Below are 25,287 nucleotides of genomic sequence, written 5' to 3'. Positions count from 1 at the left end.
ATCGATTCTAGAGTCGATGGCTTTTTTGTTGGTTACGATTTGGTTTACCAGTGAGCTATTTGTATTTGGTCAGCTTGCTGTATTCGGTGAAAGTTGCGTGTTAAATGGTGTTAACCGTTTCGCAAGCAGAGCTTGGTGCCATCGAACTTCAGTTTTGCCAATAAGTGTTTGGCGTTAGCTCTGCCAATATCATCAAATTCGACACCGTATCGAGCGTAGTGCGTCGATTTCTGTAAATTACAGACGATGCCTCGCAATGGCGGAATCAGTGGGCCATTGTAGTTCTCAGGGGTTATCTCAATAGACACGCGATCGGCAATCTGAATCGCACGAGAGGTTGGTGAGGTAACGAAACGACAACCACTTTTCGATAAGTCTCTTATCTCACAGTTTGCTCGCTGGTCGTTGAAGATGATTCTTGAAGCCAGATTCACTTCATAGCGTGTTTCTTTACGCAGCTGAGTCACTTGCATCGTGCTTGGTGTTGAAAGTACAAGAATAGGGAAGGGTTCACCAATCTTATGGTGAATTTGGCTTCTAAAGTGGATAAGCGCGCCTTCACCTCGTAGAGAATACGCACGAGCGGTCATCCAAAAACCTTCTTGAAAGAAAAAGTTCAGATCTTCATTGGATACCTCGGGAACCTCAACCACAATACAGTTATCACTGTGCGTTCCGATAAACCTGGTGGTGGCGAGAAACTTCGTGCCAACGGGAGTCGAGACATTTAATGTCAGCTCACTGCCGTGCTCAATCATGGCCAGTGCATCAGTGCTATTGATAGTGGAAACGGTGCGATTACGAGGGTCTTGAAGTGCCTGATTATGCTCCAAAGGCTTCTTCAGGGGTGCGTTCATTATATGTTCTCCATGCGCCAACATGCGTCTGTTAGTTATATTGGTAACTTGCTAATAAGGGGTTATTACGTGCTAGATTTAGTAGGTGTACTAACGCAATTTATAGAGTGCTTTTAATTGGTTTGAATTTTATTTATAACCACACGCTATAATAATATTTTCTTTGATTGTAAGTACTTAGTTTTATTTATATGCACTTGCGTTAGTCTATTACAAGGAATTCATACTTCAAACTTTAATTGTTTGTCGTATCCATTATTTGCAGGAGTTGAGAATGCAGGCAGTAAAATGGGATCAAGAAGTGAACCAGATCACGGTAGAGTTAGAGCCCAACCAGTTCGCGGTCGTTAAGTATCAAAAGGACGGAGATGTACTACATATCACGTCGACACGCATTCCTGATGAACTGCAAGGCAAGGGCTTTGGGAAGGTGATGATGGAGTCGGTATTGCCTGAAATTGAACAAGCGGGCTTCAAAATTGTGCCGGTTTGTAGCTATGTGGTTCACTACATGAATAGGCAGCCACAGTGGTCACACCTTCTATCCGATAAAGCATAACAACGAGTAATATGTCTCAATCAATATCGTCGAATAATCGAGCTCAACCTGAAGCGGGTTCAAGTCAAAATCAGCCAGAGCTTTATCAAAATGAGCTTTATCAAAAAATAGCGACCTCGCTGGGTTGTCATGAAGGGTTTGATGTCCAAGTGATTCAACGCCTATGGGGTGGATACGGCGAGTTAGTTCGCTTAGTCTTTTCTCAAGAAAGCAGTGCGGAACTCAAGAGTGTGATTGTTAAACATGTCGCGTTGCCAGATAAAGCTGAACACCCAAAGGGTTGGAATACCAAACTCTCTCACCAACGAAAGGTACACTCTTACCAAGTGGAAACAGCTTGGTATCAGTCATTCACCCAACAATGGGACGAGCGCTGCCCTGTACCTGTTGGGCTGCAATGTGAACTAGAAGAGAATGAGTGGCTGATAGTGATGCAAGACTTAGCGGATATTGGCTTCCCGTTGATCTCTCAGTTTGATGTGCTTGCTGCTTCTGACTATCAGGCATCTAGTTACACAAGAGAAGAGCAAAAACAACGTAATGCTTGCCTTAAATGGCTTGCTAACTTTCACGCAAAGCACATCAATATCAATCAAGAGCAGTTGTCATCATTGTGGCAAGTCGGTACTTATTGGCATCTAGATACACGCCCTGATGAACTCAATGCCTTGGCTGATTTACCATTGAAGAACCAAGCCAAGCACATCGACCGTTTATTAAAAGAATGTCCATATCAAACCTTAGTCCATGGTGATGCTAAGCTCGCCAATTTTTGCTTTGATTCGAAAAGCGAACGCGCGGCTGCGGTCGATTTCCAATATGTGGGTCACGGCTGTGCGATGAAAGATGTCGCCTTGTTCATGAGCAGCGCGATTAGGCCACAAGATTGCGCAGAGCTTGAATCAGAAGTACTAGGTGCTTACTTCCAGCACTTGAAAGAAGCATTAGCGCACTATCAACCACAGCTTTCATTTGATGAAGTCGAAGCCGCATGGCGACCAATGTTTTACGTGGCATGGTCCGATTTCCAACGCTTCGTAAAAGGTTGGAGCCCAGAGCACTGGAAGATCAACCCTTATACTGAGCAGTTAACCTTACGAGTGCTCACTCAATTAGACGAACAGGAGTCCGTCAATGTTCGATAGAACCGCGAGCTGGAAAACGCCGCAAAACTTCTTATTACTGATTTCGATTGTTGTCCCTATCGCGTTTTCGAGCTGGATGGCACTGCTTAATAACTTCGTGATTGAAAAAGCGAACTTTGATGGTGCGGATATTGGTTTACTGCAAAGTGTTCGTGAAATACCTGGTTTCTTAGCGTTTACCGTAGTGTTTGTGCTGGCCTTCATACGTGAACAACGCTTTATGTTGATATCGCTAGCGATGCTCACTGTAGGCACCGCGATTACGGGTCTGTTCCCTTCACTCACTGGTCTGTTGCTGACTACGATTTTGATGTCGACGGGCTTCCACTATTTTGAAACGCTGAAGCAGTCTTTGTCACTACAATGGTTGAGTAAAGAAGAAGCACCAGAGATGTTAGGTAAGATGATCTCCGTTGGCGCGTTGGCATCTTTAATCACTTATGGCTCCATTTGGGTGATGTTAGAGCAACTCAAACTCGACTTTGCTTGGGTGTATGGCATCACTGGCGGAATTGGTTTTGTTTTAGTTTTGGTGATGACCTTTGGTTTCCCTGAATTTCAGACTAAGACCCAACAAAATAAGAAACTGGTATTGAGAAAGCGTTACTGGCTCTACTACGCACTAACGTTTATGAGTGGTGCAAGAAGACAAATCTTCACCGTATTTGCAGGCTTTCTGATGGTAGAGAAATTCGGTTACTCGGCAGCTGACATAACGCTATTGTTCTTAATCAACTACCTATTTAACTTCTTGTTCGCAAAACGTATTGGTCGATTTATTGGTGTGGTGGGTGAGCGTAAGGCGCTGATTTTCGAGTATGTCGGTTTGATTGGTGTATTTGTCGGTTATGGTTTAGTGCAAAACGCAGAGTGGGCGGCAGCACTTTACGTGGTCGATCATTTGTTCTTTGCATTGGCACTAGCGATCAAAACTTACTTTCAGAAAATTGCAGATCCGGCTGACATGGCATCAACCGCTGGTGTCTCTTTCACCATCAATCATATTGCAGCGGTCGTTATTCCAGTGGTGTTTGGTGTGATTTGGTTGTCTTCTCCTGCAACGGTTTTCTATATTGGTGCAGTGATGGCCGTGGTTTCTCTAGCGCTATCTTTAAACATTCCGAAGAAACCTGAAGAGGGCAACGAAGTGCGAATGTTTAGCTGGCGCTAATGTTGGTCTCGATATTATGAAATAAGCAAAAAGCTCCAATAGTGATATTGGAGCTTTTTGTTTATGTGGGATATGTATATCTAATCCGCAAAATAGGTTTCACGCGGATCAGTTTCTTACGGTTTTTAATTCGGTACGCAGCTTGAAAATTCCCTTTGGTGCCTTGGTGAGTAAAATGCCGCAAAGCAGGGGGATCATCATAAACAATGATTGTTCAGACAGAACTTCACCGTTGACGTAACAAGATATTAGCAGCGCTACTACCGGGAAAATCAAAAAGCAGATAGACGCTTGGAAAGGGGTCGAAACCTGTCCTAATTTGAAGTAAGCCACAATGCCGCCAACACTCGCGACAAAGCCTAGGTAAACCACGGCTGAGATTGAATCCCCAGTGAAGGATTCAACATTCACGTTTTCACCTACAGCTGAAACAGCGAATAAGAATAAAGCAGCAATCAGGCTCGGTACGGCGTTGTAGGTCAGTACTTCAATACCTTTGCAGTGCTTTTGAACCAGCACATACATAACTGCGTGAATCGCAACAGCAAGGCCTAAGCAAACCGTGCCAATTAGGTAGTCATCGCCACCCATCTGCATTTCGTTGCCAAGGATTAAACATAGGCTCACAACAGCAGCGATCAAACCGAATATCTGGTGCTTCGCCAGTCGTAGACCTAAGAATAAGCCAGACATCAGCATCACAGCGACAGGCATGTTGGCGAAGATGATCGACGCTAAACCTGAAGAGATGTATTGCTCGCCATAGATCATCAACGTAAACGGAATCGCGAAATACATCAGCGCAACAATAAGCAGCCATTGGCGCTTACCTTTAGGGAACAGCAGTGGTTGGTTGAAGACTTTCGCCAATACCGCAAGCAGAGGTGCTGCAAGTAAAAAGCGCAACGCAGTAGCAAAAATAGGTGGGATAGAATGCAATGCTACTTCCATAGCGAACCAAGTGGTTCCCCAAATTAAGCAAACAGAGACAAAAAGCAAGATAGTTAGCGACTTCGAATTCATGGTGACTACTCATTAATAATTATTTTAAATCATAGGCTTGTAGCGCCTTAATGACGTGGCACAGTATAAAAAGGTAGTCGGAGAAAAGTTTTGTCTTTTTATCTCTAATTTACGTTTTATGTGGAAATTAAATCTCTAATATAATTATTTTATAGAAAATAAATTCACTTTAGATAGTTTAAGTAAAGTCATTATTCTTTGTGAGGTTTAATTTGGTTCAAGAAATGATCAACTCGGTGAGTATAGCTGTTAGGTTCTTGCTTTCTGCGTAGCAACAAAAACGCGCCTACAATTAGGCGCGTTTTTGATCAATACGTTTAAGAGGCGATATCTACTGCGTAACAGGCTTAACTTGTTTGGACTGTCTTACTGCCAGAATAAGTTGCGGTAGCAGCGACATCACTATCATGCCGGTCATTAGTGAATATTGGACTGGAGTAAATGATTCACCCATTAACACCATACCGGTCACGATGCCAGCTACTGGGTTGGCGATACCACCGAAGGTGAAATCAACCACTGACATACGTTGCAGTAACCACACATACATACCGTAACCCAGCGCTGTGTTTAGGCCAATCACCCACACGAGTCCCATAGCGTTGCGAGTATCGAAATGAGTGACAGCATTAATATAAGGCTGTGGGTCGATGAAGGCATGAACGCCAGATGCGACAGATAAAATCGTACCACCCAAAATCAGTTGCCACGTTAATACCTTCCACCAATGCATGCGATTACCCAGTGATTTGGTAATGCTGCTGCCGATGACGATACACATGATTGCCGCGAACATGGCACCTAAACCGATCGGGTTTAATGCGATCTGACTTGGATTAAACAATATCCACGCTAAGGTGATCAAGCCAATACCAGACAGTGCTTGAATCAAATGTGGGCGTTGCTTTTTCACTACCCAGTGGAAGATCATCGCGAACACCGGCACGGAGATCATGCCCACTCCAGAGATTGCCGAAGGTAGCGTTAACGCCATTACGAAGATCAAGCCAAAGAAGGTCGCAATATTGATAAGGCCCAATGTGAAAATGATCTGCCACTCACCTTTTTTAGGCAGTGTTGGTTTTACCGCTAGCAATAACAAACCAGCAGGTAACGCACGCAAAGCACCCAATAATAATGGTGGCCACTCCTGTAGCGTAAATTGCGTCACTGCATAGGTTGTTCCCCAAAAGAATGCGGGGATCATTGCTAATAATATGTTCATCTGAAATATCTTTACGTTAAGATAACTATTGTGTGAACTGTATACTGAGAACTAGTGGTTGTAAAGTATCTTTATGTTAAACTAGTTTGAAGTAATCAGACTAATAACGGAGCGAGATTGCAAATGGATGCTATCGACCGCGTAGTAGAGCAATGGGCAAAGGAAAAGCCTGAGCTAGAAACTGAGCCTATGGCAATGATGGGCCGGATTATGCGTATTGCCAAGTATATGGAGACGCAAGTTGCCGAGCTTCATAAAAAATACGACATGAAGCTGGGTGAGTTTGATGTGCTGGCGACGTTGCGACGTTCTGGGAAGCCTTACCGACTGACGCCATCTGAACTGATTGGATCCATGATGCTGACATCTGGCGCGATGACCAATCGCCTTGATAAGCTAGAAGCCAAAGGGCTGATCAGTCGTGAGCACAGTAAAGAAGACAGACGCAGCGTGAGTGTTCAGTTAACAAAAGATGGTCTTATTCTTATTGACCAAATGATGACTGAGCATGTTGAAACGCAGAAGAAGCTTGTGAAATCTCTGTCTGCGAGCCAGAAGAAAAATACTAACCAGCTGCTGAAAACATGGTTGAGCGCGTACGAGTAGTTTTTCTGATCTTCCTTTAGATTCAATAAAAAACCGAAGCCTAATCGCTTCGGTTTTTTTGTTCCTGTCTAAGAATTTCAAGTACAGAGAGTTAGCGAGTTAAGCTTGCAGCATCTCATCACTGAACAGTTCTGCGCAGCCAATACCATTAATGGCGCAGCTTTCATCAATGTCTGAAATGTCACCGCTCACGCCGATAGCACCCAATACCGTTTTATCCTTGTCTCGAATCAGTAGCCCCCCAGGAACTGGCACCATGTTTCCGTGCGCGAGCACGTTTACGGCGGAGATAAATGCTGGTCGGTTGTCAGCATCTTGGGCGAGTTTTCTAGAGGAACAACCCAGTGCGAGTGCCCCCCACGCTTTAGCGATCGCGATGTCTGGTCGCATCATGCTAGAGCCGTCTTGACGTTGCAGAGAAATCAGCTTGCCACCGCTGTCTAAGACGGCGACCGTCAAAGGTTCTGTGTGGATTTTGTTTCCTGCTTTTAAGGTTCCATCGATGATGGTTAACGCTTGTTGTAGAGTCAAACTTCCCATGTTATCTCCTAGTTTTTCAAGGGGCCTTGTACCAAGCTAAGCCTGCCAATCATTACTCTTGTTGTGAATATCATTGACTGATTCAGCTCGGTACAAGAGTCCTAACTGGACTCTTGTAATAGCCCATAGCTGGGTAAAGTTAGGAAGGCAGCGAACTCTTTGGCTGTAGAAAGTTGATAGAAAAGATCGGCTGTCTCTTCAAATCGACCTGCTGCATAGCGCGAGTCTCCGACTTCATGTTTTATTGTGTCTAGCTCTTGGTAAAGCCAAGAGTGGAATAGTGATTTGGTAAAGGTTTGGCCGTCATCAAGCGTGACACCGTGGTGGATCCACTGCCAGATATTGGCTCTTGAGATCTCTGCGGTGGCGGCATCTTCCATAAGTCCGTAGATAGGCACACAACCGTAGCCTTGAATCCATGCTTCGATGTAATACAGCGCGATGCGTATATTTTTACGTACTCCTGCTTCGTCGCGACTGCCCTCACAAGGTTTTAGCAACGAGTCTGCATTGATCACATGCTCTGGGCTTTGGAAATCCATTTGATTTACTTTGCCATCTAAGTGCTTATCAAAGATCGACATTGCCAAATCAACCAGTGCAGGGTGCGCGACCCATGTGCCATCGTGTCCGTTTTGAGACTCTCTCTGTTTGTCTTCGATAACCTTGGCGGTTACACGCGCCATTTCTTGCGGGTCTTTTGCTGGGATAAAGGCTGACATCCCACCCATTGCCAGTGCGCCGCGAGCGTGACAAGTGCGTACCAACAGTTGGCTGTAGGCGTTAAGGAATTCTTGATCCATGCCGATTCCGTGACGATCTGGCAGGATGCGGTCTTTATGGTTCTTCAGCGTTTTGATATAGCTGAAGATGTAATCCCAACGGCCACAGTTCATCGCAACGATGTGATCACGCATGGCGTACAAGATCTCTTCCATTTGGAATACGGCTGGTAGTGTTTCGATCAATACTGTCGCGCGAATGGTGCCTTTTGGTACATGGAAATAGTTTTCGGTGAAGCTGAAAATATCGTCCCACCACTGTGCTTCTTCCATGCTCTCAAGTTTTGGAATGTAGTAGTAAACCCCTAAACCTTGTTGTGCTCGTGATTGATAGTTATGGAAAAAGTACAAAGCGAAGTCCATCAAGCAACCGCCGATAGGCTGATTGTTGAATTGGATGGATTGCTCAGGAAGGTGGATCCCTCGTGGGCGAGCGATCAGCAGTGCAGGATCGTCGTTTAATTGGTAACGCTTCTGCTTCTTCTCATCGAAATGGCTAATGGTGCCAAGGTTGGCGTCTCTTAGGTTGATTTGCCCTTCGACCATATTGGCCCAAGTCGGGGAAGACGCATCTTCAAAGCAGCACATGAAGACTTTCGCGCCTGAGTTTAGCGCGTTGATCACCATCTTTCTTTCGATAGGCCCGGTGATCTCTACTCGGCGATCGAGTAGCTCTGGTGGCGGTGTCGCCACTTTCCACTCTTTATTCTGGCGAATGGAAATGGTGTCCTTTCTGAAATTGGGTAACTCACCCTCGTCATATTGAGCTTGTTTTACGTCGCGGTCACTTAGCAGGGCATGACGGCGATCTCCAAACTTATTGACGAGAGCTTCTAAGAATTTTAATGCATCTTTAGACAAGATCTCTTTGTACTCGGAGTTGTCCATCTTCCCAAGTACCTGCATACATTGTACTTCTTCTCTCTCTTTTATGTCATTCATCATTGTTGTCTCCTTTAAACAATACGATGCCACTTTGTATACAAAATGCTCTTTTTAAGGATATTTATATTGTAGAAATTGTAAACAAGCAAACGGTATTTAACATTTATTTATCATTTGATCTTTTTGTAATTTATTTTCACGTAAAGATATTTTATGTAAAGCAATGAATTGTAAGCTTTTCAGGATGAGTGCGTACTTAATGTGATGGGTTGATGTAACGAAATTGTTTCATTCTGGGGTTGATAAATAGCGAGGATGGTTCATAGTACACAAAAGTTAGTTTAATTGTATACAATCTGAACTGGAGGTTCGAATGGCAATTATGAAAGCGATTGAAGCAGCGGTAGAAGTGCTTAAACGTGAAGGTGTAGACATCGCATTTGGTGTTCCCGGCGCAGCAATAAACCCTATGTATGCGGCTATGAAAAAGCTCGGAGGAATCGACCACGTCTTAGCTCGTCACGTAGAGGGTGCATCCCATATGGCTGAAGGGTACACGCGTACTAATCAAGGCAATATAGGTGTGTGTATTGGTACTTCTGGTCCTGCGGGAACGGACATGATCACGGGTCTTTATTCTGCGTCTGCTGATTCGATTCCAATTCTATGTATCACAGGCCAAGCGCCCCGTGCTCGTCTTCATAAAGAAGATTTCCAAGCGGTCGACATTGAATCTATCGCTAAACCAGTCACTAAATGGGCAACCACGGTGCAGGAACCTGCACAAGTGCCACGCGCATTTCAAAAAGCCTTTCATTTGATGCGTTCGGGTCGCCCGGGGCCAATCCTGATAGATCTACCGATTGATGTTCAGCTGGCTGAGATTGAGTTTGATATCGATACCTATGAACCGCTAGAACCTTACAAACCGCAAGCAACTCGCGCGCAGGTTGAGAAAGCATTAACCATGATGTCTCAATCGGAGAAACCGCTGATTGTATCGGGCGGTGGCGTGATTAATGCTGGTGCGTCTGAATTGTTGCAACAGTTTGCCGAGATCACTGGAGTTCCTGTGATTCCAACCTTGATGGGTTGGGGCTCGATCCCAGATGATCATGAATTAATGGCAGGCATGGTAGGGCTACAAACGTCTCACCGTTACGGCAACGAAACCATGCTCAACTCTGACTTTGTGTTTGGTGTCGGTAACCGATGGGCAAACCGTCATACCGGCTCTGTCGATGTTTACACCGAAGGCCGAAAGTTTGTTCACGTTGATATTGAACCGACCCAGATCGGTCGCGTGTTCTGCCCAGATTTAGGCATTGTCTCTGATGCGAAAGCAGCGCTAGAGCTAATGGTTGAAGTGGCGCAAGAGTGGCGTGACGCTGGCAAATTGCCGAACCGAAATGCTTGGGCAAGCGAGTGTCAGGAACGCAAATCGACCATGCTGCGTAAAACCAATTTCGATGAAGCACCAATGAAACCGATGCGTGTTTATGAAGAGATGAACAAGGCGTTTGGTCGTGATACTTGCTATGTGAGCACCATTGGTTTGTCGCAAATCGCTGCGGCTCAGTTCCTGCATGTTTATAAGCCGCGTAACTGGATCAACTGTGGTCAAGCTGGCCCATTGGGTTGGACAACGCCAGCCGCATTAGGCGTACGAGCTGCTGATCCAGATCGCGATATCGTTGCTATCTCTGGAGATTACGATTTCCAATTTATGATCGAAGAACTGGCGGTAGGTGCGCAGTTCAACTTGCCATACATTCATGTGTTAGTGAACAACTCGTACTTAGGTTTGATTCGCCAAGCGCAGCGCCAATTTGATATCGATTATTGTGTACAACTGGCGTTTGATAACCAGAACGCGCCAGAGCTTGAAGGCTACGGTGTTGACCATGTCGCGGTTGTTGAAGGTTTAGGCTGTAAGGCGATTCGAGTTCGTGAACCAGAGCAAATTACCGCTGCGTTTGAACAAGCCAAAGAGTTGATGAATAAGCATAAAGTACCGGTTGTTGTTGAGCTAATTCTTGAGCGAGTAACCAACATTGCGATGGGCGTTGAGATCAATGCTATTAATGAATTTGAGCCACTTGCCGAAAGCCGCGGCGATGCCCCAACGGCGCTGGCGTACAAGTAATCATTAAGTCATGTGTATCCGTAGAGCTGAGGCTTAGCTCTACGGAAAAGCCTCCAATAGAGCGAGGCTCTACTACAAATAACCAGATTTTCAAAAATAAAGAATAAGGACAGAGTCATGGCAAAATTTGCAGCAAACTTGTCAATGTTATTCACGGAAGTTGATTTTATGGACCGCTTTGAAGCTGCCGCAGAAGCGGGCTTTCAAGGTGTGGAATACCTTTTCCCTTACGCCTTTGATGCTCAGGCAATCAAAGCAAAGCTCGATGCTAACAACTTAGAGCAAGTGCTATTCAACCTGCCTGCGGGTGATTGGGATGCTGGCGATCGTGGTATCGCGGTCGACCCAGCACGAGTTGAAGAATTTCAAGCGGGTGTACCTAAAGCCATCGCTTACGCAAAAGCGCTCGGTTGTACTCAAGTGAATTGCTTGGCGGGGATTGTTCCGCAAGGTGTGACCCAACAAGACGCGCAATCGGCGTTTGTGATTAACCTGCATTACGCGGCGAACGCGCTAGCAGCAGAAGGCATCAGCTTAGTGATAGAAGCGATCAATACACGCGATATTCCGGGCTTCTTCTTAAACACCACAGAGCAAGCTAAAGCGATCATCAAAGAGGTAGGGAGCGATAACCTTTCTATCCAATACGATATTTATCACATGCAAATTATGGAAGGCGATCTTACGCCGACCATGCAACAAAATATTGGCCAAATCGCACACGTGCAACTGGCGGATAATCCAGGCCGACACGAACCGGGTACTGGCGAAATCAACTACCCATTCGTGCTCAATTATCTTGATGAGCTTGGCTATCAAGGCTGGGTTGGCTGCGAATACAAGCCAAAAACAACAACGACAGAAGGCCTTGGTTGGCTGCACCAGTACCGTTAATTGAGTCTGGTAACCCTCAAACGTTAAGGAGAACAACATGTCTAAAATTGCATTTATCGGAACTGGCATCATGGGTAAACCTATGGCGAGTAACCTTCAAAAAGCAGGTCACGATTTGATTCTGTCGGATCACTTTAATGCAGCACCTGCCGACCTTGTGGCAGCGGGCGCAACGGTCTGTCATTCACCAGCGGAAGCGGCTGAAGCAGCAGATATCGTTATCTTAATGGTGCCGAATACACCACAAGTTGAAGATGTCCTGTTTGGTGACAACGGCGTCGAGAAAGGCCTAACGGCGGGTGGCGCAACGGGGAAACTGGTTATCGACATGAGTTCGATCTCGCCAATCGCGACCAAAGCAATTGCAGCGCGAATCAATGAAGGTGGTGCTTCATACCTTGATGCACCGGTATCAGGTGGCGAAGTAGGCGCTATTAATGCAGCGCTGACTATCATGGTGGGCGGTGAGCAAGACGCCTTTGACAAAGCACGTCCGCTATTTGAAATCATGGGTAAGAACATCACGCTGGTGGGTGATAACGGTGCAGGTCAAACCTGTAAGGTCGCAAACCAAATCATCGTTGCTCTGAATATCGAAGCCGTGTCTGAGGCGTTAGTCTTTGCTTCAAAAGCTGGTGCTGATCCAGCACGAGTTCGTCAAGCGCTATTAGGTGGCTTTGCTAACTCTAAGATATTGGAAGTGCACGGTGAGCGTATGGTTGAAGGCACATTCGACCCGGGCTTTAGAATCTCACTTCACCAAAAAGACCTCAACTTAGCGCTAACGGGCGCACAAGAGCTAGGGGTTGCACTACCTAATACGGCTAACGCTCAAGAGTTGTTTGGCGAGTGTGCCGAAATGGGCGGTGAAGGTTGGGACCACTCTGCGCTTATCCAAGCGATTGAGAAACGTTCTGACCACTCGATTCGTTAATCTAGTTAACGGTTTATCCGTTTAGTGGTTAGTCAATCTACCGATTATCCGTTAATTAGGGCTGCAATCGATTCGTAGCCCAACAGTTTGTTTATAAATCGCGTAGTTTCGTCTCCTTTTATACGCGTTCCTGATACGAGGCAGAGGTTGAAGTTGTTCCTTTCTAACTTGATCTTAGCAGGCACCCTCTAGCCTTGTATCGGGGTTCTTTTTTTCTCCGTCAACTAAGGAGTGGCTGATGGACATTGATGCTAAGCAGTTTCTACAAACCCTTTTCTCAAGTGCTGTTAATCAGGCGCTACCTAAAAATCACATCGAACCTTTTCTTCCTCAAGACATTTTCTATCGCTTTGCTAATCAAGCCGGGCGTACTGTCGTTATCGGGGCAGGAAAAGCAGCCGCGTCGATGGCCGCCGAGCTGGAAGCGGTTTGGCAGGCAAAGAAACAACAAGACCTTGCACTACGTGATTTAGAAGGCTTGGTTGTGACTCGCTATGAGCACCTCGCGTCTTGTGAGTACATCGAGGTGATCGAAGCGGCGCACCCCGTTCCGGATGCGATGGGTCTTGAAGTCAGTCACCGGATGTTGGAGTTGGTGAGTAACCTCAGTGAAGACGACACCGTGATATGTCTTTTGTCAGGAGGTGGCTCCGCATTACTGAGTCTGCCCGGTGGCGACATCAGCTTGGCAGAGAAGCAACAAATCAATAAAGCGTTGCTTAAATCAGGCGCCGCCATTGATGAGATGAACTGTGTGCGTAAACACTTATCGTCTATCAAAGGTGGGCAACTAGCGAAAGCTGCGTATCCAGCAAGAGTAGTCTCTTTAGCGATTTCAGATGTACCTGGCGATGACATCAGTGTGATTGCATCAGGCCCAACCGTACCCGACACCACGACACGTTTTGATGCGATGGCAATTTTAGAACGTTACCAGATAGATACACCACACTCGGCATTTGAATGGTTAAATAATCCAGAGTCAGAAACCGTGAAGCCGGATGACGCTTGTTGGAAAAACGCAGAGCACCATATTATTGCCACGCCGATGTCGGCATTGGAAGCAGCCGCGGCAGAGGCCGAAGGTTTAGGTATTCCCGCTTATGTGTTGAGTGATTGCATAGAGGGAGAAGCGCGAGATGTCGCGAAAGTTCACGCAGCGCTGGCTAAGCAAGTGGCTAATCATAAGCACCCATTTGAGACGCCTTGCGTGATACTTTCCGGTGGCGAAACCACAGTAACCGTTAGAGGCAATGGTCGCGGTGGGCGTAACTGTGAATTTCTGTTGAGCTTGTATAACGAGCTTAAAGGCCAAGACAATATATTCGCATTGGCTGCTGATACCGACGGGATTGATGGCGTGGAAGACAATGCGGGCGCGTGGATTACCCCACAAACATGGCAACAAGGTTCGAGCTTGTCGCTTAAAGCGCAAGACTATCTCGATGCTAACAACAGCTACGACTTCTTCAAGCAAGTCGATGTGCTTCTTACCACGGGGCCGACGCTGACCAATGTGAATGACTTCAGAGCGATATTGATTCTTTAACTTGAACAGTTCAAAAACACGGTATGGAATGGTCGCTTCTTAACAAATAGAGCGGCCATTTTATTGTTATCAATGCGGTGACCTTGAGTTCTGAGATTATCTTCTGGACTAATGAAGCACGTTGATTACTATGATTTTAGTAACGAGCTGTAAAGGATGCAATATGTCTAGGATCAGACAAAAGAATCAAGATTTAATCATCGAAGTCGCGTGTGAACAATTCGCCACTCATGGTTATGCCGCAACAAAAATGGCTGACATCGCAAAAGCGGCCGACATTCCCAAACCTAACGTATTCTATTATTTCAGCTCTAAAGATAAGCTCTACAACGCTGTGCTTGAAACCGTCACTCAGCCCTTACTAGAAGCGTCTCGTCCGATTGAAGAGCTCAGCGATCCTGTTGAAGCCTTGTCTCAATATATTCAAACCAAGCTGATCATTTCTCGCGATCATCCACATGCCTCTAAGGTATTTGCCAATGAAGTGATGTCTGGCGCTAAAGTATTGCCGAAAGAGATTGGCGATGAGCTGTATAAGCAATCCCAGATGATCCTCGATAAGTTCTCAACGTGGTCAGCACAAGGCTTAATGGATGACGTCCCTGCACACCACCTGATGTTTACCATCTGGGCGGCTACTCAAACCTACGCTGATTTTGGATGGCAGATTTGCAGCGTGATGCAGAAAGATAAGCTCGATGATAAGGACTATGAAGATGCCGCTGAGTTCATCATACAGCTATTGATTAAAGGGTGTGGTGTGAAAAGCTAACGTTATTTGAATGTTTTTTGGGTCTGCGATTGCAGGCCTTTTTTGTTTGTGCATGTGAGTGAGCATATGTGCAAAGCTACTTTTGTGACCCGTTGTGCAATAACTCATTTATCTTGAATTTGGTTCGATTAGGTATGCCATTTTATTTAAATGACAGGTTATAGTATCGCGAAAATTGGCGGCACTTACTCTTCTGAAAAGCGAAAAGCTGGAAACTTATAGATGAAGTCGCTAACAATATTACACGCATAACATTAAGGTTTAGCAATGACGCTTAAAAGCTTGGCATGCACCATCAGCGCAGTTCTGCTTGCAGGTTGCGGTTCAACAGTCACGACGCAAACATACAACGCCGACTTGATCATCACCAACGGGCAGGTTCTCACCATCAATTCAGAAATGGATGTGATTGAAGATGGCGTGGTAGTGGTGAAAAACGACCAGATCATCGCAGTGGGCAATGAGGATTTGATTGCTCAGTACCGTGCTGAAAAGGTGATTGATGCTCAAGATGGAATCGTTATGCCTGGCATGGTTAACGCGCACAACCATTTACCTATGATCGCGTTCCGCGGCTTAGGAGAAGAGGGCATCTCGAACCGCTTATTCGCTTACTTCTTCCCTCTAGAAGCCGAAAAGCTAAGCCGTGAACTGATTTACAACGCAACTAAGCTTGGCTCTATCGAATTGGCACAAAGCGGTGTAACCACTTACGCCGATATGTATTACCACATGGACGAAATGGCAAAAGCGACCAAAGAAGTGGGTTTGCGTGCTGTGCTCGGTGAAACCGTGATTAAGTTTCCAGTGGTCGATGCTAAAGAACCTTATGGCGGAATTGAATATGCCAAAGGTTTTATCGAGCAGTACAAAAACGATGAGTTAATCACACCTGCTTATGCACCACACGCGGTGTACACCGTGAGTAAAGATAAGCTGCAAGAAATCAACAAGCTGTCTGCTCAATACGATGTGCCAGTGCTGATTCACGTTGCTGAATTCCCGAATGAAGAAAAGCGCATCAAAGACGAAACCAAAGCCACGTCACCGGTCGAATACATGGATGAAATCGGTGTGCTTGATGAGCGTGTAGTGATTGCTCACGGCATCCACCTTTCAGAAAATGACCAAAAGCTTCTCAAGCAAGCTGACGCGGGTATCTCATACAACCCAATGGCGAATGCTAAAGGCGCAACCGGAATCGCACCTGCGTGGGAGATGTATCGTGCCGACATGCGCATTGGCTTAGGAACCGACGGCCCAATGAGCTCAAATCAAGTCGATATCATGCGCACCCTAAGTTACGCGGCAAATATGCAACGTTTAAAGCATTCTGACCGCACCATCATGATTCCTGAACAAGTCATCGAGATGGCGACATTAGGTGGCGCGAAAGCCCTACACATGGAAGATCAAATCGGTTCTCTTGAAGCGGGTAAGAAGGCAGACATCGTGATTGTAGAGACAACATCAGCGAACATGATGCCAAATTACGACCCTTACGCGACCTTGGTTTACCAAGCGAACCCAAGCAACATCGACACGACGATTGTGAACGGCCAAATCGTAATGGAAAACCGTGTAATGCAAACCGTTCAACTGGATGAAATCCGCCAAAGCGTCGATGAGTTTGAAACAGATATCAAAGCCTTTGCCAAAGAGCTTTCTAAGAAGGCGATTAAGTCGAAGAGCTTGATGGATTAAGATGTAAATCGGTTTCTAAAAATCGAACTGAATGAACAAGGCCGACATCACGTCGGCCTTTTTTCGCTTTTCTAGTTAGAGAGTATTTAATTATTCATCGCCAGTTTACCTAGCTTCATTGCAGCAGCATGGTGGCGGTGCATCAGTTGCTCCATGTCTACTCCAATTACTGCTCCATCGTTAACTCGCCATTTTCCGGCTACCATCACTTTATCCGCTTGTTGAGCTCCACAAAGTAGTAGTGCAGCCAGTGGATCGTGGCTACCAGAGAAACGAATATCGTCGAGCTTGAACATCGCGATGTCGGCTTGTTTACCGACTTCTAGCGTACCGATATCCGTTCTGCCCATTGCTCGTGCAGAGCCTGATGTCGCCCAGCGCAGTGCATCAAAGTGTGAAACGTTAGCAGAGCCATACTGCAGGCGCTGTAAGTACATCGCCATGCGCACTTCGGCAATCATATTGGAGCCGTCATTGGAGGCCGAACCATCCACGCCTAGCCCGACTTTCACGCCAGCGGCTTCAAGGTCGTTGTTCTTACAAATACCAGAAGCCAGCATCATGTTGGAAGTAGGGCAGTGGCTGATGCCAATGCCTGCTTTACCCAAGCGCTTGATCTCTTCTGGATTGAAGTGAATGCCGTGTGCAAGCCAAGTGCGTTCATTCAGCCAGCCCACATCTTCTAGGTAATCGACAGGGCGTAGACCGAACTTCTCGATACAGAAGTCCTCTTCATCGAGCGTTTCGCATAGGTGAGTGTGCATCATCACGTTCTCACGCTCACTGATCTTAGCGGTCTCTTTCATTAGATCGGTGGTGACTGAGAACGGCGAACAAGGTGCGAGTGCGATTTGAATCATCGCCCCTTCATCACGCTGGTGGTAATCGCGGATCAAGCGTTGGCTGTCATCGATAATGGTTTGTTCGGTTTGAATGGTGTGTCGTGGAGGTAGCCCACCTTCATCTTCCCCAAGGCTCATGGAGCCGCGCGTAAATATCGCTCTTACACCTAGTTTCTCTGCGGCCTCAACTTGTAAATCGATGGCGTGCTCTAGCCCGTTTGGCAGCAAGTAATGATGGTCTGACGCTGTGGTACAGCCCGACATCATTAATTCAACCAGAGCTAACTCTGTGGCAAGGCTCATCATCTCCGAATCGAGGTTGGCCCAAACTGGATAGAGGCTTTGTAGCCAATGGAAGAGTTCTTTATTGAGTGCGCCGGGGTAGGCACGCGTTAGGGTTTGATAGAAGTGGTGGTGCGCATTGATAAGCCCAGGAGTCACAACATGACGAGAGGCGTCGACGCTGTAATCTACGGGTAAGGTCGGCTCTTTGTGTTTGCCAACCAGTTCAATGATTTTATTACCTTTTATGACGATTCCTCCTTCTGCATCAGCCTGCGAGCCAGTGTAGATTGCGAGAGGATTCTTAATCCAGATGGTTTCCATTCATAGTAGTCCTTAGCCATCTCAGCCTTTTCAGGGAAGAGGGTCTTTATTTGGTATTTGTTGTTGAAAGATAAATTCAAATCAAGGGCGATGAGACATTCACTGTTATCGTTACGCCCGTGATTCTACGGAAATCGGTTTTACGCTCGTTAGCGATTTATCTAGTTCGTTTTTGGCTCAGGGTTATCTGATGCCGTTTGAACTTCAGTTTCTGTTGTTGCTTGTTGAATTTCTAATTGCTCGTTTGAGTGTCGTTCTTCTTCAGCCTGTTCTTTCATTTCTAGCTCAACTTGCGCTTGGCTTTCGGCTAACGCTTCTTGTTCTTCTGCGCGTGAAGATTTAGGCAATACAAGGTTAAGAACAACCGTCATGATGGTGCCAGTCGTAATGCCAGAGTGAAGGAAATTGGCCAAATCGTGTGGCAAATGTTGAAGCAATCTTGGTTCGAAGGTGACGGCTAAGCCAGACGCTAAACCTACACAGATTACTAAGGCATTTCGCTTGGTGTCTGCGGCCTTGATCAACATGCGGATACCCGCGTAAGCAATCATCCCGAACATCACAAAGCCCACACCACCCAAAACAGGTTTCGGAATCGTGACGGCAATAGCGGCTAATTTCGGGAATAAACCGCCTAAAATCAGCAAGCCACCGGTTGCAGCTACTACATAGCGACTTGCTACACCTGTGATACCCACAATACCGACGTTTTGGCTGAATGACGCCAGTGGCATCGCTGTTAAAATCGAAGACAAGGTACTACCAAGACCATCGCCTAGCAGTCCACGTTTTAGATCTTTACCGCTGACTTGGGTTTGGCAGTTGTTGCCAAGCGCCATGAAGTCACCGGTTGCTTCAGCGATAACCACGATGTACACCAAGCTCATGCTGATGATGGCACTAGCAGAAAACGTAAAGCCATACTTAAATGGTTCTGGGCCACCGACCCAAGCAGCAGAGCTGATCTGCTCAAGATCGACCATGCCGAGTGACAGCGCCACAATGTAACCGCCCGCTAAACCAATCACGATAGCGGAGGCCGCAACCGCGCCTTTACAGTAAACCGATACGCCAATCACTATCCCCAAAGAGACCAGTGCGAGAAACAGTTTTGGTAGCGTGGCGAATTGTTCCGTGTTGGCAGGAGAATCGCCAACCCAGTTCATGGCAACCGGTAAAATGGTTAAGCCGATTAGGGTAACCACCACACCACTTACCACGGTCGGGAACAGCTTGCGAACCTTGTCCATGTAGAAGCTGGCACCAATTACCACGAATGAGCCGATAAGTGCTGAGCCCATGATAGCGGCGACACCACCTTCGTTACCGATGGAAATAGCCACACCTAAAAAGGCAAAGCTTGAGCCCATTACAACAGGCAGTCGAATACCAACAGGGCCAAAACCGAGACATTGCGCGACAGTCACAATACCAGAAGCCAATAGCGCCGCATTGATCAGTGAAACGATCTCTGTGTTAGGTAGGCCAATAGAAGCACCGACAATAAGCGGGACAGCGACGATGCCACCAATCGAGGCGAGCATGTGTTGTAAAGCAAGTAGAAGGGTTAGCCCATGGGGCGGTCTTTCATTAAGGGTGTACAGAAGTTTCATTTGATATTCCTCTGCCTGCGTTTCCGTTTACAGGCGATTGGCGGTCAAATAATGACTTCTACAAACTGCGTAGGGTCATAAAAAAGTGCACTGAATCGGTAGGGTTTCTGCTCTCTCGTCATCAATGCAATTAGCTTTCTTAAAAATCATGTTGTTGCTTGGCTTGCGAACCAGCCAAGCAACGTTGTGAGCAATCAAGAAATGACTGCTCAGGAGCTTTAGGGTTAACCGATGAACACTAGCTTGGCGATGAAGATAGCCGCTAGGAAGTACATCGAGATAGACACATCTTTGGTTTTACCTGTCGCCAACTTAAGCACTGTGTAGGTAATGAAACCCAATGCGATACCGTTCGCGATAGAGAAGGTCAGTGGCATCATTAGTGCGGTAATCGCGGCTGGAGCACCGTTAGTGAAGTCTTTCCAATCGACGTGCTGCATGCTGCTCATCATCACGAATGCGACGTAAATAAGAGCACCAGACGTTGCGTAAGCGGGGATCATGCCTGCAAGCGGTGATAGGAAAATTGCCGCTAAGAACAACACACCAACCACGACTGCTGAAAGACCTGTACGTGCGCCTGCTGCAACACCGGCTGCACTCTCTACATAACTGGTTACTGGCGGACAGCCTACACACGCACCTGCCACGCTTGAAATACTGTCGGCTTTCAGTGCTTTGCTTAGGCCTTCAATCTTGCCCGTTTCAGGGTTGGTCAGGTTTGCACGCTCAGCTACGCCCATCAAGGTACCAGCTGTATCAAACATGTTTACAAAAAGGAAAGCCAAGATAACGCTGATCATCGATACGTTTAGTGCACCGGCGATATCCATTGCCATAAAGGTAGGCGCTAAGCTTGGTGGTGCAGCGAAGAAGCCATCGTAGTGAACTAGGCCAAGCATCATGCCGACTAGCGTTACACTCAAAATACCGATAAGCACCGCGCCAAACACTTTACGCTCACTCAGAACCGCAATGATCAAGAATGCAATCGCAGCAAGCAGAGCTTCTGGTTTCGTGAAGTCACCCAATGAAACCAAAGTTGCTGGGTTTTCGACGACGATACCCGCTGTTTTTAAGCCAATCAGACCTAAGAACAAACCAACACCTGCAGTCATTGAATAGCGCAAGCTCTCTGGAATACTCTCGATGATCCATTGGCGGACTTTGTAAAAGCTCATCCCGACGAACAAGATACCGGAGATAAACACCGCACCTAGCGCGACTTCCCAGCTGTAGCCCATTTCGCTTACTACTGTGAACGAGAAGAAGGCGTTCAAGCCCATGCCCGGCGCAAGTCCGACAGGCCAATTCGCAAATAGCCCCATTAACAAACAACCGATCGCAGCACCAATACAGGTCGCGACGAATACCGCGCCTGAATCCATGCCTGAAGCGGCCATGATTTGTGGGTTAACGAAGATGATGTAAGCCATGGTTGCGAAGGTAGTGACACCACCGACTAACTCATTTTTTACGCTACTTCCGTGGGCCTTAATTTTAAAAAACTTCTCTAAAATTCCGTTGTTCGCATCTTGGTTGAGTATTTCTGTTTTACTCTCACTCATGTCAGCAAGTCCTTTTATGTTGTGATCCATTTATTGAATACAGCGAGATTTCAATATTAAGTTTTAAGGTTTTTCCTAGCCGCTATTTCTTTAGCTATCAGTTGATTAGTCATCAACTCTCTAACTAATAACGTTATTAGTATTTTTATATGAGCGTGTTGAGGGTCTGTTGACCTTTCGCGGTTAAATTTTGTTCGAGATAGAATCGTTTTAGGCGCGGCAAGGAGTATGTAGCCTAGTCACTCTAAGTAAATACTTCTTAACAAAGCATAAAACGATTCTAGCCGAACCCTTCGGGCAGCCTTTGTGGTTCATTTCTACTGCGTTATCGGCTTCTCATGTAGGCTAGCTACACATCAAAGCCTCTGCCTTGTAGAAATTTTCCACAAAGCGCTGCAAAAATCAGCTCGAAAGGTCAACAGACCCTACTGAGCGCGCATCTTTTTAGATGCACGCACGAATCTGTTTATTATTCGATGGTTGGGCCTAGTTCGAAGTTCTAGGACACGGGACTAACTGCCCCGATAGGTTGAGAAACTGTAAGGCGAGACGAGAAGAGGAACGTGATAATGCGCTTCTGGATCATCTAGACCAAAGCGAATAACAACATCGTCTAGGAAAGGCACGCCATCCAATTCCACGCCTTTACTTCTGTAGTAATCGGCTACGTAAAACACCAATTGATATTTCCCCGGTCGGAAATCATTCCCAGCCAGAATCGGCGCATCGGTTCGGCCATCGGAGTTAGTGATTACCGTCGCCAACTTTTCTGTTGAGTCTTCATTGACCTTATAAAGCTCTACCTTGATCTCTGCACCCGGTAAGCCGTGAGTCGTATCTAATACGTGTGTTGTTAGTCTTCCCATAGTCCTTTAATAGCGCTTTTGGCGCTCCTCTGTTCCGTGGTTTATCTGTCTGTTTCGACCTTGCAAAGAATGCAACTGGTCACTTTGTTATCACTAACTATGTACGAACTGTACACAATTAGTAAAGCAAATTGTTGGAAAAATGTTAACCATTGTGTCGTTTTTTATGATTTTATAGATCTTGATTATCGTTTTTTGGTGAGTTTTGGCTTTATTAAGTTATTGTTTTTAAGTGATAATGGCACGTAAATTTGACTTTAATAACAAAATCTTTACATTGAGATAAATAATTGTATACAATAAATGTACAGGGGTAAGGTTGCTCTGTTTATCGAGAATCCATTTGGTTGAATCATTTGGTGACTTACTTAAAGAGCGGCTAAGCCAACCACTTATGTTAGGAGTACTTGGATGAATAAGGATTATTCAAGAAATTTGATCGGTTACGGAGCTAACCCTCCCAACCCTCAATGGCCAGGTAATGCGCGCGTCGCGGTTTCTTTTGTATTGAACTATGAAGAGGGCGGTGAGCGTTGTTTGTTACATGGAGACGACGAGTCTGAAGCCTTTCTCTCAGAGATCCCGTCAGCACAGCCGATCAAAGGCGAACGTCACATCAGCATGGAATCCATCTATGAGTATGGTAGCCGTGCGGGTGTATGGCGTGTTCTTCGCTTGTTCGATGAATATGAAATTCCATTAACCGTCTTTGCTGTCGCAATGGCGATTGAGCGTCACCCAGAAGTAGCCAAAGCTATGGTCGAAGCGGGCCACGAAATCTGTAGCCACGGTTACCGCTGGATAGACTATCAATACATTGATGAATCTGAAGAGCGCGACCACATGACCAAAGCGATCGAGATCATCCAACAAGTGACGGGTCAACGCCCACAAGGTTGGTACACAGGTCGAACAGGTCCAAATACGCGTCGCTTAGTCGCAGAAGAAGGCGGCTTTCTTTACGACTCAGATGCCTATGATGATGACCTGCCTTATTGGCACACCGAGACTGGTCATCCGCAATTGGTGATCCCTTACACACTTGATGTGAACGACATGCGTTTTTCAACGGCGCAAGGCTTTAACTCGGGTGAGCAGTTCTTCCAATATCTGAAAGACACGTTTGACACCCTTTATATGGAAGGCGAAACCGCACCGAAAATGATGTCGGTTGGGTTGCATTGTCGTCTGATTGGTCGTCCCGGTCGTATTGCTGCATTAAGACGTTTCTTAGATTACGTAAAACAGCATGACAGCGTGTGGCTATGTCGTCGAATCGATATCGCCAACCACTGGCACCAACATCACCCATACAACGAACAACAAAATTAGAACGAACAGCAAGGAGGCTTAACGTGACTGAATTTCGATCTTGCCAACCAACAACCATGAACCGCGATACCTTTGTCGCTCACTTCGCTGATGTCTACGAACACAGCCCATGGGTTGCAGAAGTGGTGTATGACCAAGGTTTGAATGCCGAAGACGACCATATCGAGAATCTTCATCTGAAAATGGCATCGACCTTGTTAGGTGCAGACCAAGGCAAACAGTTGGCTTTGATCAACGCTCACCCGGATTTAGCCGGTCGAGCAGCAGTAAACGGCGAACTCACCGAGTCGTCGACCAAAGAACAAGCGGGGGCGGGCATCGACCAGTGCAACGCCGAAGAATTTGAAAAATTCACTTCTTACAACAACAGCTACAAAAGTCGCTTCAATTTCCCTTTTATCATGGCGGTGAAGGGAGCCAATCGTTACCAAATTCTTGAGTCGTTCGAGATGCGATTAGGAAATGATAGTGAAACTGAGTTTGCTACGGCGATTCAAGAGATCAACAAGATCGCGATGTTTCGTCTCTGGGATATGTAAGTTAACGGAGTTAACAGCTATCTCAGCCCAGTCTTAGTGCGCTAAGAACTTGATTTATCAAAGCCTTATTGAATAAAGCATAAGCCACTGAGTTCTCATTTTATTATTACTTGATTAATTGGATAGGATTACACGGACATGACCCAAACATTTGAACAATACATAAACCTTGCAGACGAAAAACTCGGTGCAGAAGCCACCTTCGCAACAGACGATTTTTTCGCGGATAAAAGCCGTCTACTCAGCCACGCAGCGGCAGAGTGGAAAGACGACTTATACGACGATAACGGCAAGTGGATGGACGGTTGGGAAAGCAGACGTAAACGTGGTGAAGGTTACGACTACTGTGTCGTTCGCCTTGGCCTAGCTGGCACCATTGCTGGCGTTGATATTGATACCTCATTCTTCACAGGTAACTTCCCACCTTCGGCATCAATTGACGCGTGTTATTCACCACAAGGTGAGCCAACTGACTCAACAGAGTGGCAAGAAATTCTGCCTTCAATGGCACTACAAGGTGATCATCATCATCTTGAAGCCATCGAAAGTGACCAAGTATTTACGCACCTACGTTTGAACATCTATCCAGACGGTGGTGTCGCGCGCTTACGTGTTTATGGCCGACCAAGTGTCGATTGGGACGCAATAGATTCTCAGCAACAAGTTGACTTAGCAGCCGTTGAACACGGTGGCCGAGCACTCGCATGTAGCGATGAGCACTATGGCAACAAAGCCAACATCTTAGGCCCAGGCCGTGGTGAAAACATGGGTGATGGCTGGGAAACAGCACGTCGTCGTACACCGGGTAACGACTGGGTTATCGTGGCACTAGGCCACCCAGGTAACATCGAACGCATCGTTGTTGATACAGCCCACTTCAAAGGTAACTACCCAGATAGCTGCTCGATTCAAGCGGCTTATGTGAAGGGCGGTACCGACGACCAAGTAGAAACACAAAGCCTATTCTGGCGTGAACTGTTGCCAGCACAAAAGCTGCAAGCGCACGAAATTCACGAATTCATTTCTGAGGTAAACGACCTTGGTGCGATTACCCACGTACGTGCAAACATATTCCCAGATGGTGGTATCAGCCGTTTGCGTCTGTTTGGTACGAAAGCGAAATAGGAAA

The 25,287-nt window shown here is 46.3% G+C and carries 22 protein-coding genes; 13 read left to right on the top strand and 9 right to left on the bottom strand.

Annotation, left to right across the window (positions count from 1 at the left end):
- Positions 1–110 precede the first annotated feature (110 nt).
- Positions 111–857 (bottom strand): flagellar brake protein, encoded by a 747-nt coding sequence (locus AB4486_RS06350; protein ID WP_017067648.1) that lies wholly within the window; start codon positions 855–857, stop codon positions 111–113.
- A gap of 274 nt (positions 858–1,131) precedes the next feature.
- Between AB4486_RS06350 and AB4486_RS06345 the strand changes: the two genes are divergently transcribed.
- From AB4486_RS06345 to AB4486_RS06335, 3 genes are read left to right on the top strand one after another with little or no spacing between them, the layout of a single operon-like run.
- Positions 1,132–1,416: a GNAT family N-acetyltransferase gene (locus AB4486_RS06345; RefSeq protein ID WP_004732803.1), complete on the top strand. Its 285-nt coding sequence runs from the start codon at positions 1,132–1,134 to the stop codon at positions 1,414–1,416.
- An 11-nt stretch (positions 1,417–1,427) separates the two neighbouring features.
- Positions 1,428–2,561, top strand: a complete 1,134-nt coding sequence (locus AB4486_RS06340) for a phosphotransferase (protein ID WP_372100824.1) — start codon at positions 1,428–1,430, stop codon at positions 2,559–2,561.
- A complete protein-coding gene (locus AB4486_RS06335) occupies positions 2,551–3,732 on the top strand; it encodes an MFS transporter (RefSeq protein ID WP_010432674.1) in 1,182 nt (393 codons plus the stop codon). The genes AB4486_RS06340 and AB4486_RS06335 overlap by 11 nt, the downstream gene beginning before the upstream one ends.
- A 108-nt stretch (positions 3,733–3,840) precedes the next feature.
- Here AB4486_RS06335 and AB4486_RS06330 read toward each other — a convergent pair whose 3' ends face one another.
- On the bottom strand, positions 3,841–4,755 hold the full coding sequence (locus AB4486_RS06330) for a DMT family transporter (protein WP_372116739.1): 915 nt from the start codon (positions 4,753–4,755) through the stop codon (positions 3,841–3,843).
- A gap of 331 nt (positions 4,756–5,086) precedes the next feature.
- Positions 5,087–5,980: a DMT family transporter gene (locus AB4486_RS06325; protein WP_372116737.1), complete on the bottom strand. Its 894-nt coding sequence runs from the start codon at positions 5,978–5,980 to the stop codon at positions 5,087–5,089.
- A gap of 123 nt (positions 5,981–6,103) precedes the next feature.
- Here AB4486_RS06325 and AB4486_RS06320 point away from each other — a divergent pair, with 123 nt between their 5' ends.
- On the top strand, positions 6,104–6,586 hold the full coding sequence (locus tag AB4486_RS06320; RefSeq protein WP_010432677.1) for a MarR family winged helix-turn-helix transcriptional regulator: 483 nt from the start codon (positions 6,104–6,106) through the stop codon (positions 6,584–6,586).
- A 99-nt stretch (positions 6,587–6,685) separates the two neighbouring features.
- Here the strand turns inward: AB4486_RS06320 and AB4486_RS06315 are convergent, their stop codons facing one another.
- Both AB4486_RS06315 and aceB read right to left on the bottom strand, forming a co-directional pair.
- Positions 6,686–7,126: a heme-binding protein gene (locus tag AB4486_RS06315; protein WP_008220964.1), complete on the bottom strand. Its 441-nt coding sequence runs from the start codon at positions 7,124–7,126 to the stop codon at positions 6,686–6,688.
- Between the two features lie 101 nt (positions 7,127–7,227).
- Positions 7,228–8,853 carry a malate synthase A gene (gene aceB, locus AB4486_RS06310; protein ID WP_372116735.1) on the bottom strand — a complete coding sequence of 542 codons (1,626 nt, stop codon included), beginning with the start codon at positions 8,851–8,853 and terminating at the stop codon, positions 7,228–7,230.
- Between the two features lie 313 nt (positions 8,854–9,166).
- Here aceB and gcl point away from each other — a divergent pair, with 313 nt between their 5' ends.
- From gcl to AB4486_RS06280, 6 genes are all read left to right on the top strand, one after another.
- Entirely contained in the window at positions 9,167–10,939 is a 1,773-nt protein-coding gene (gene gcl / locus AB4486_RS06305) for a glyoxylate carboligase (protein ID WP_372116733.1), read from the top strand.
- Positions 10,940–11,056: 117 nt separating this feature from the next.
- The gene (gene hyi / locus AB4486_RS06300) at positions 11,057–11,833 is read left to right on the top strand and encodes a hydroxypyruvate isomerase (protein ID WP_017075254.1); all 777 of its coding nucleotides are present in this window, start codon (positions 11,057–11,059) and stop codon (positions 11,831–11,833) included.
- A 37-nt stretch (positions 11,834–11,870) separates the two neighbouring features.
- Positions 11,871–12,767, top strand: a complete 897-nt coding sequence (locus AB4486_RS06295) for a 2-hydroxy-3-oxopropionate reductase (RefSeq protein ID WP_102556181.1) — start codon at positions 11,871–11,873, stop codon at positions 12,765–12,767.
- 238 nt (positions 12,768–13,005) lie between these two features.
- A complete protein-coding gene (locus tag AB4486_RS06290) occupies positions 13,006–14,316 on the top strand; it encodes a glycerate kinase (protein ID WP_372116731.1) in 1,311 nt (436 codons plus the stop codon).
- A gap of 163 nt (positions 14,317–14,479) precedes the next feature.
- A complete protein-coding gene (locus tag AB4486_RS06285) occupies positions 14,480–15,088 on the top strand; it encodes a TetR/AcrR family transcriptional regulator (protein ID WP_372116729.1) in 609 nt (202 codons plus the stop codon).
- A 267-nt stretch (positions 15,089–15,355) separates the two neighbouring features.
- Positions 15,356–16,792 (top strand): amidohydrolase, encoded by a 1,437-nt coding sequence (locus AB4486_RS06280; protein ID WP_372116728.1) that lies wholly within the window; start codon positions 15,356–15,358, stop codon positions 16,790–16,792.
- Positions 16,793–16,878: 86 nt separating this feature from the next.
- On the opposite strand, the gene AB4486_RS06275 is transcribed toward AB4486_RS06280, so the two are convergent.
- The 4 genes from AB4486_RS06275 to uraH form a co-directional block, all read right to left on the bottom strand.
- Positions 16,879–18,240 carry an 8-oxoguanine deaminase gene (locus AB4486_RS06275; protein WP_372116726.1) on the bottom strand — a complete coding sequence of 454 codons (1,362 nt, stop codon included), beginning with the start codon at positions 18,238–18,240 and terminating at the stop codon, positions 16,879–16,881.
- A gap of 161 nt (positions 18,241–18,401) precedes the next feature.
- Positions 18,402–19,853, bottom strand: coding sequence for a nucleobase:cation symporter-2 family protein (locus tag AB4486_RS06270; RefSeq protein WP_372116724.1), 1,452 nt, complete (start codon positions 19,851–19,853; stop codon positions 18,402–18,404).
- A 224-nt stretch (positions 19,854–20,077) separates the two neighbouring features.
- Positions 20,078–21,421: an NCS2 family permease gene (locus AB4486_RS06265; RefSeq protein WP_372116722.1), complete on the bottom strand. Its 1,344-nt coding sequence runs from the start codon at positions 21,419–21,421 to the stop codon at positions 20,078–20,080.
- A gap of 512 nt (positions 21,422–21,933) precedes the next feature.
- On the bottom strand, positions 21,934–22,287 hold the full coding sequence (gene uraH / locus AB4486_RS06260) for a hydroxyisourate hydrolase (RefSeq protein ID WP_017083063.1): 354 nt from the start codon (positions 22,285–22,287) through the stop codon (positions 21,934–21,936).
- Between the two features lie 411 nt (positions 22,288–22,698).
- Here uraH and puuE point away from each other — a divergent pair, with 411 nt between their 5' ends.
- From puuE to alc, 3 genes are all read left to right on the top strand, one after another.
- Complete coding sequence (gene puuE, locus AB4486_RS06255) at positions 22,699–23,619, top strand: allantoinase PuuE (RefSeq protein WP_372116720.1); 921 nt, start codon at positions 22,699–22,701, stop codon at positions 23,617–23,619.
- 23 nt (positions 23,620–23,642) lie between these two features.
- A complete protein-coding gene (gene uraD, locus AB4486_RS06250; RefSeq protein WP_372116718.1) occupies positions 23,643–24,158 on the top strand; it encodes a 2-oxo-4-hydroxy-4-carboxy-5-ureidoimidazoline decarboxylase in 516 nt (171 codons plus the stop codon).
- 138 nt (positions 24,159–24,296) lie between these two features.
- Positions 24,297–25,283 (top strand): allantoicase, encoded by a 987-nt coding sequence (alc, locus tag AB4486_RS06245; protein ID WP_372116716.1) that lies wholly within the window; start codon positions 24,297–24,299, stop codon positions 25,281–25,283.
- Positions 25,284–25,287 lie beyond the last annotated feature (4 nt).

The organism is Vibrio sp. 10N.222.55.C6, assembly GCF_041473395.1.
GTDB classification, from domain to species: Bacteria; Pseudomonadota; Gammaproteobacteria; order Enterobacterales; family Vibrionaceae; genus Vibrio; species Vibrio crassostreae_C.
This window is presented reverse-complemented; position numbering and strand designations above follow the sequence as displayed.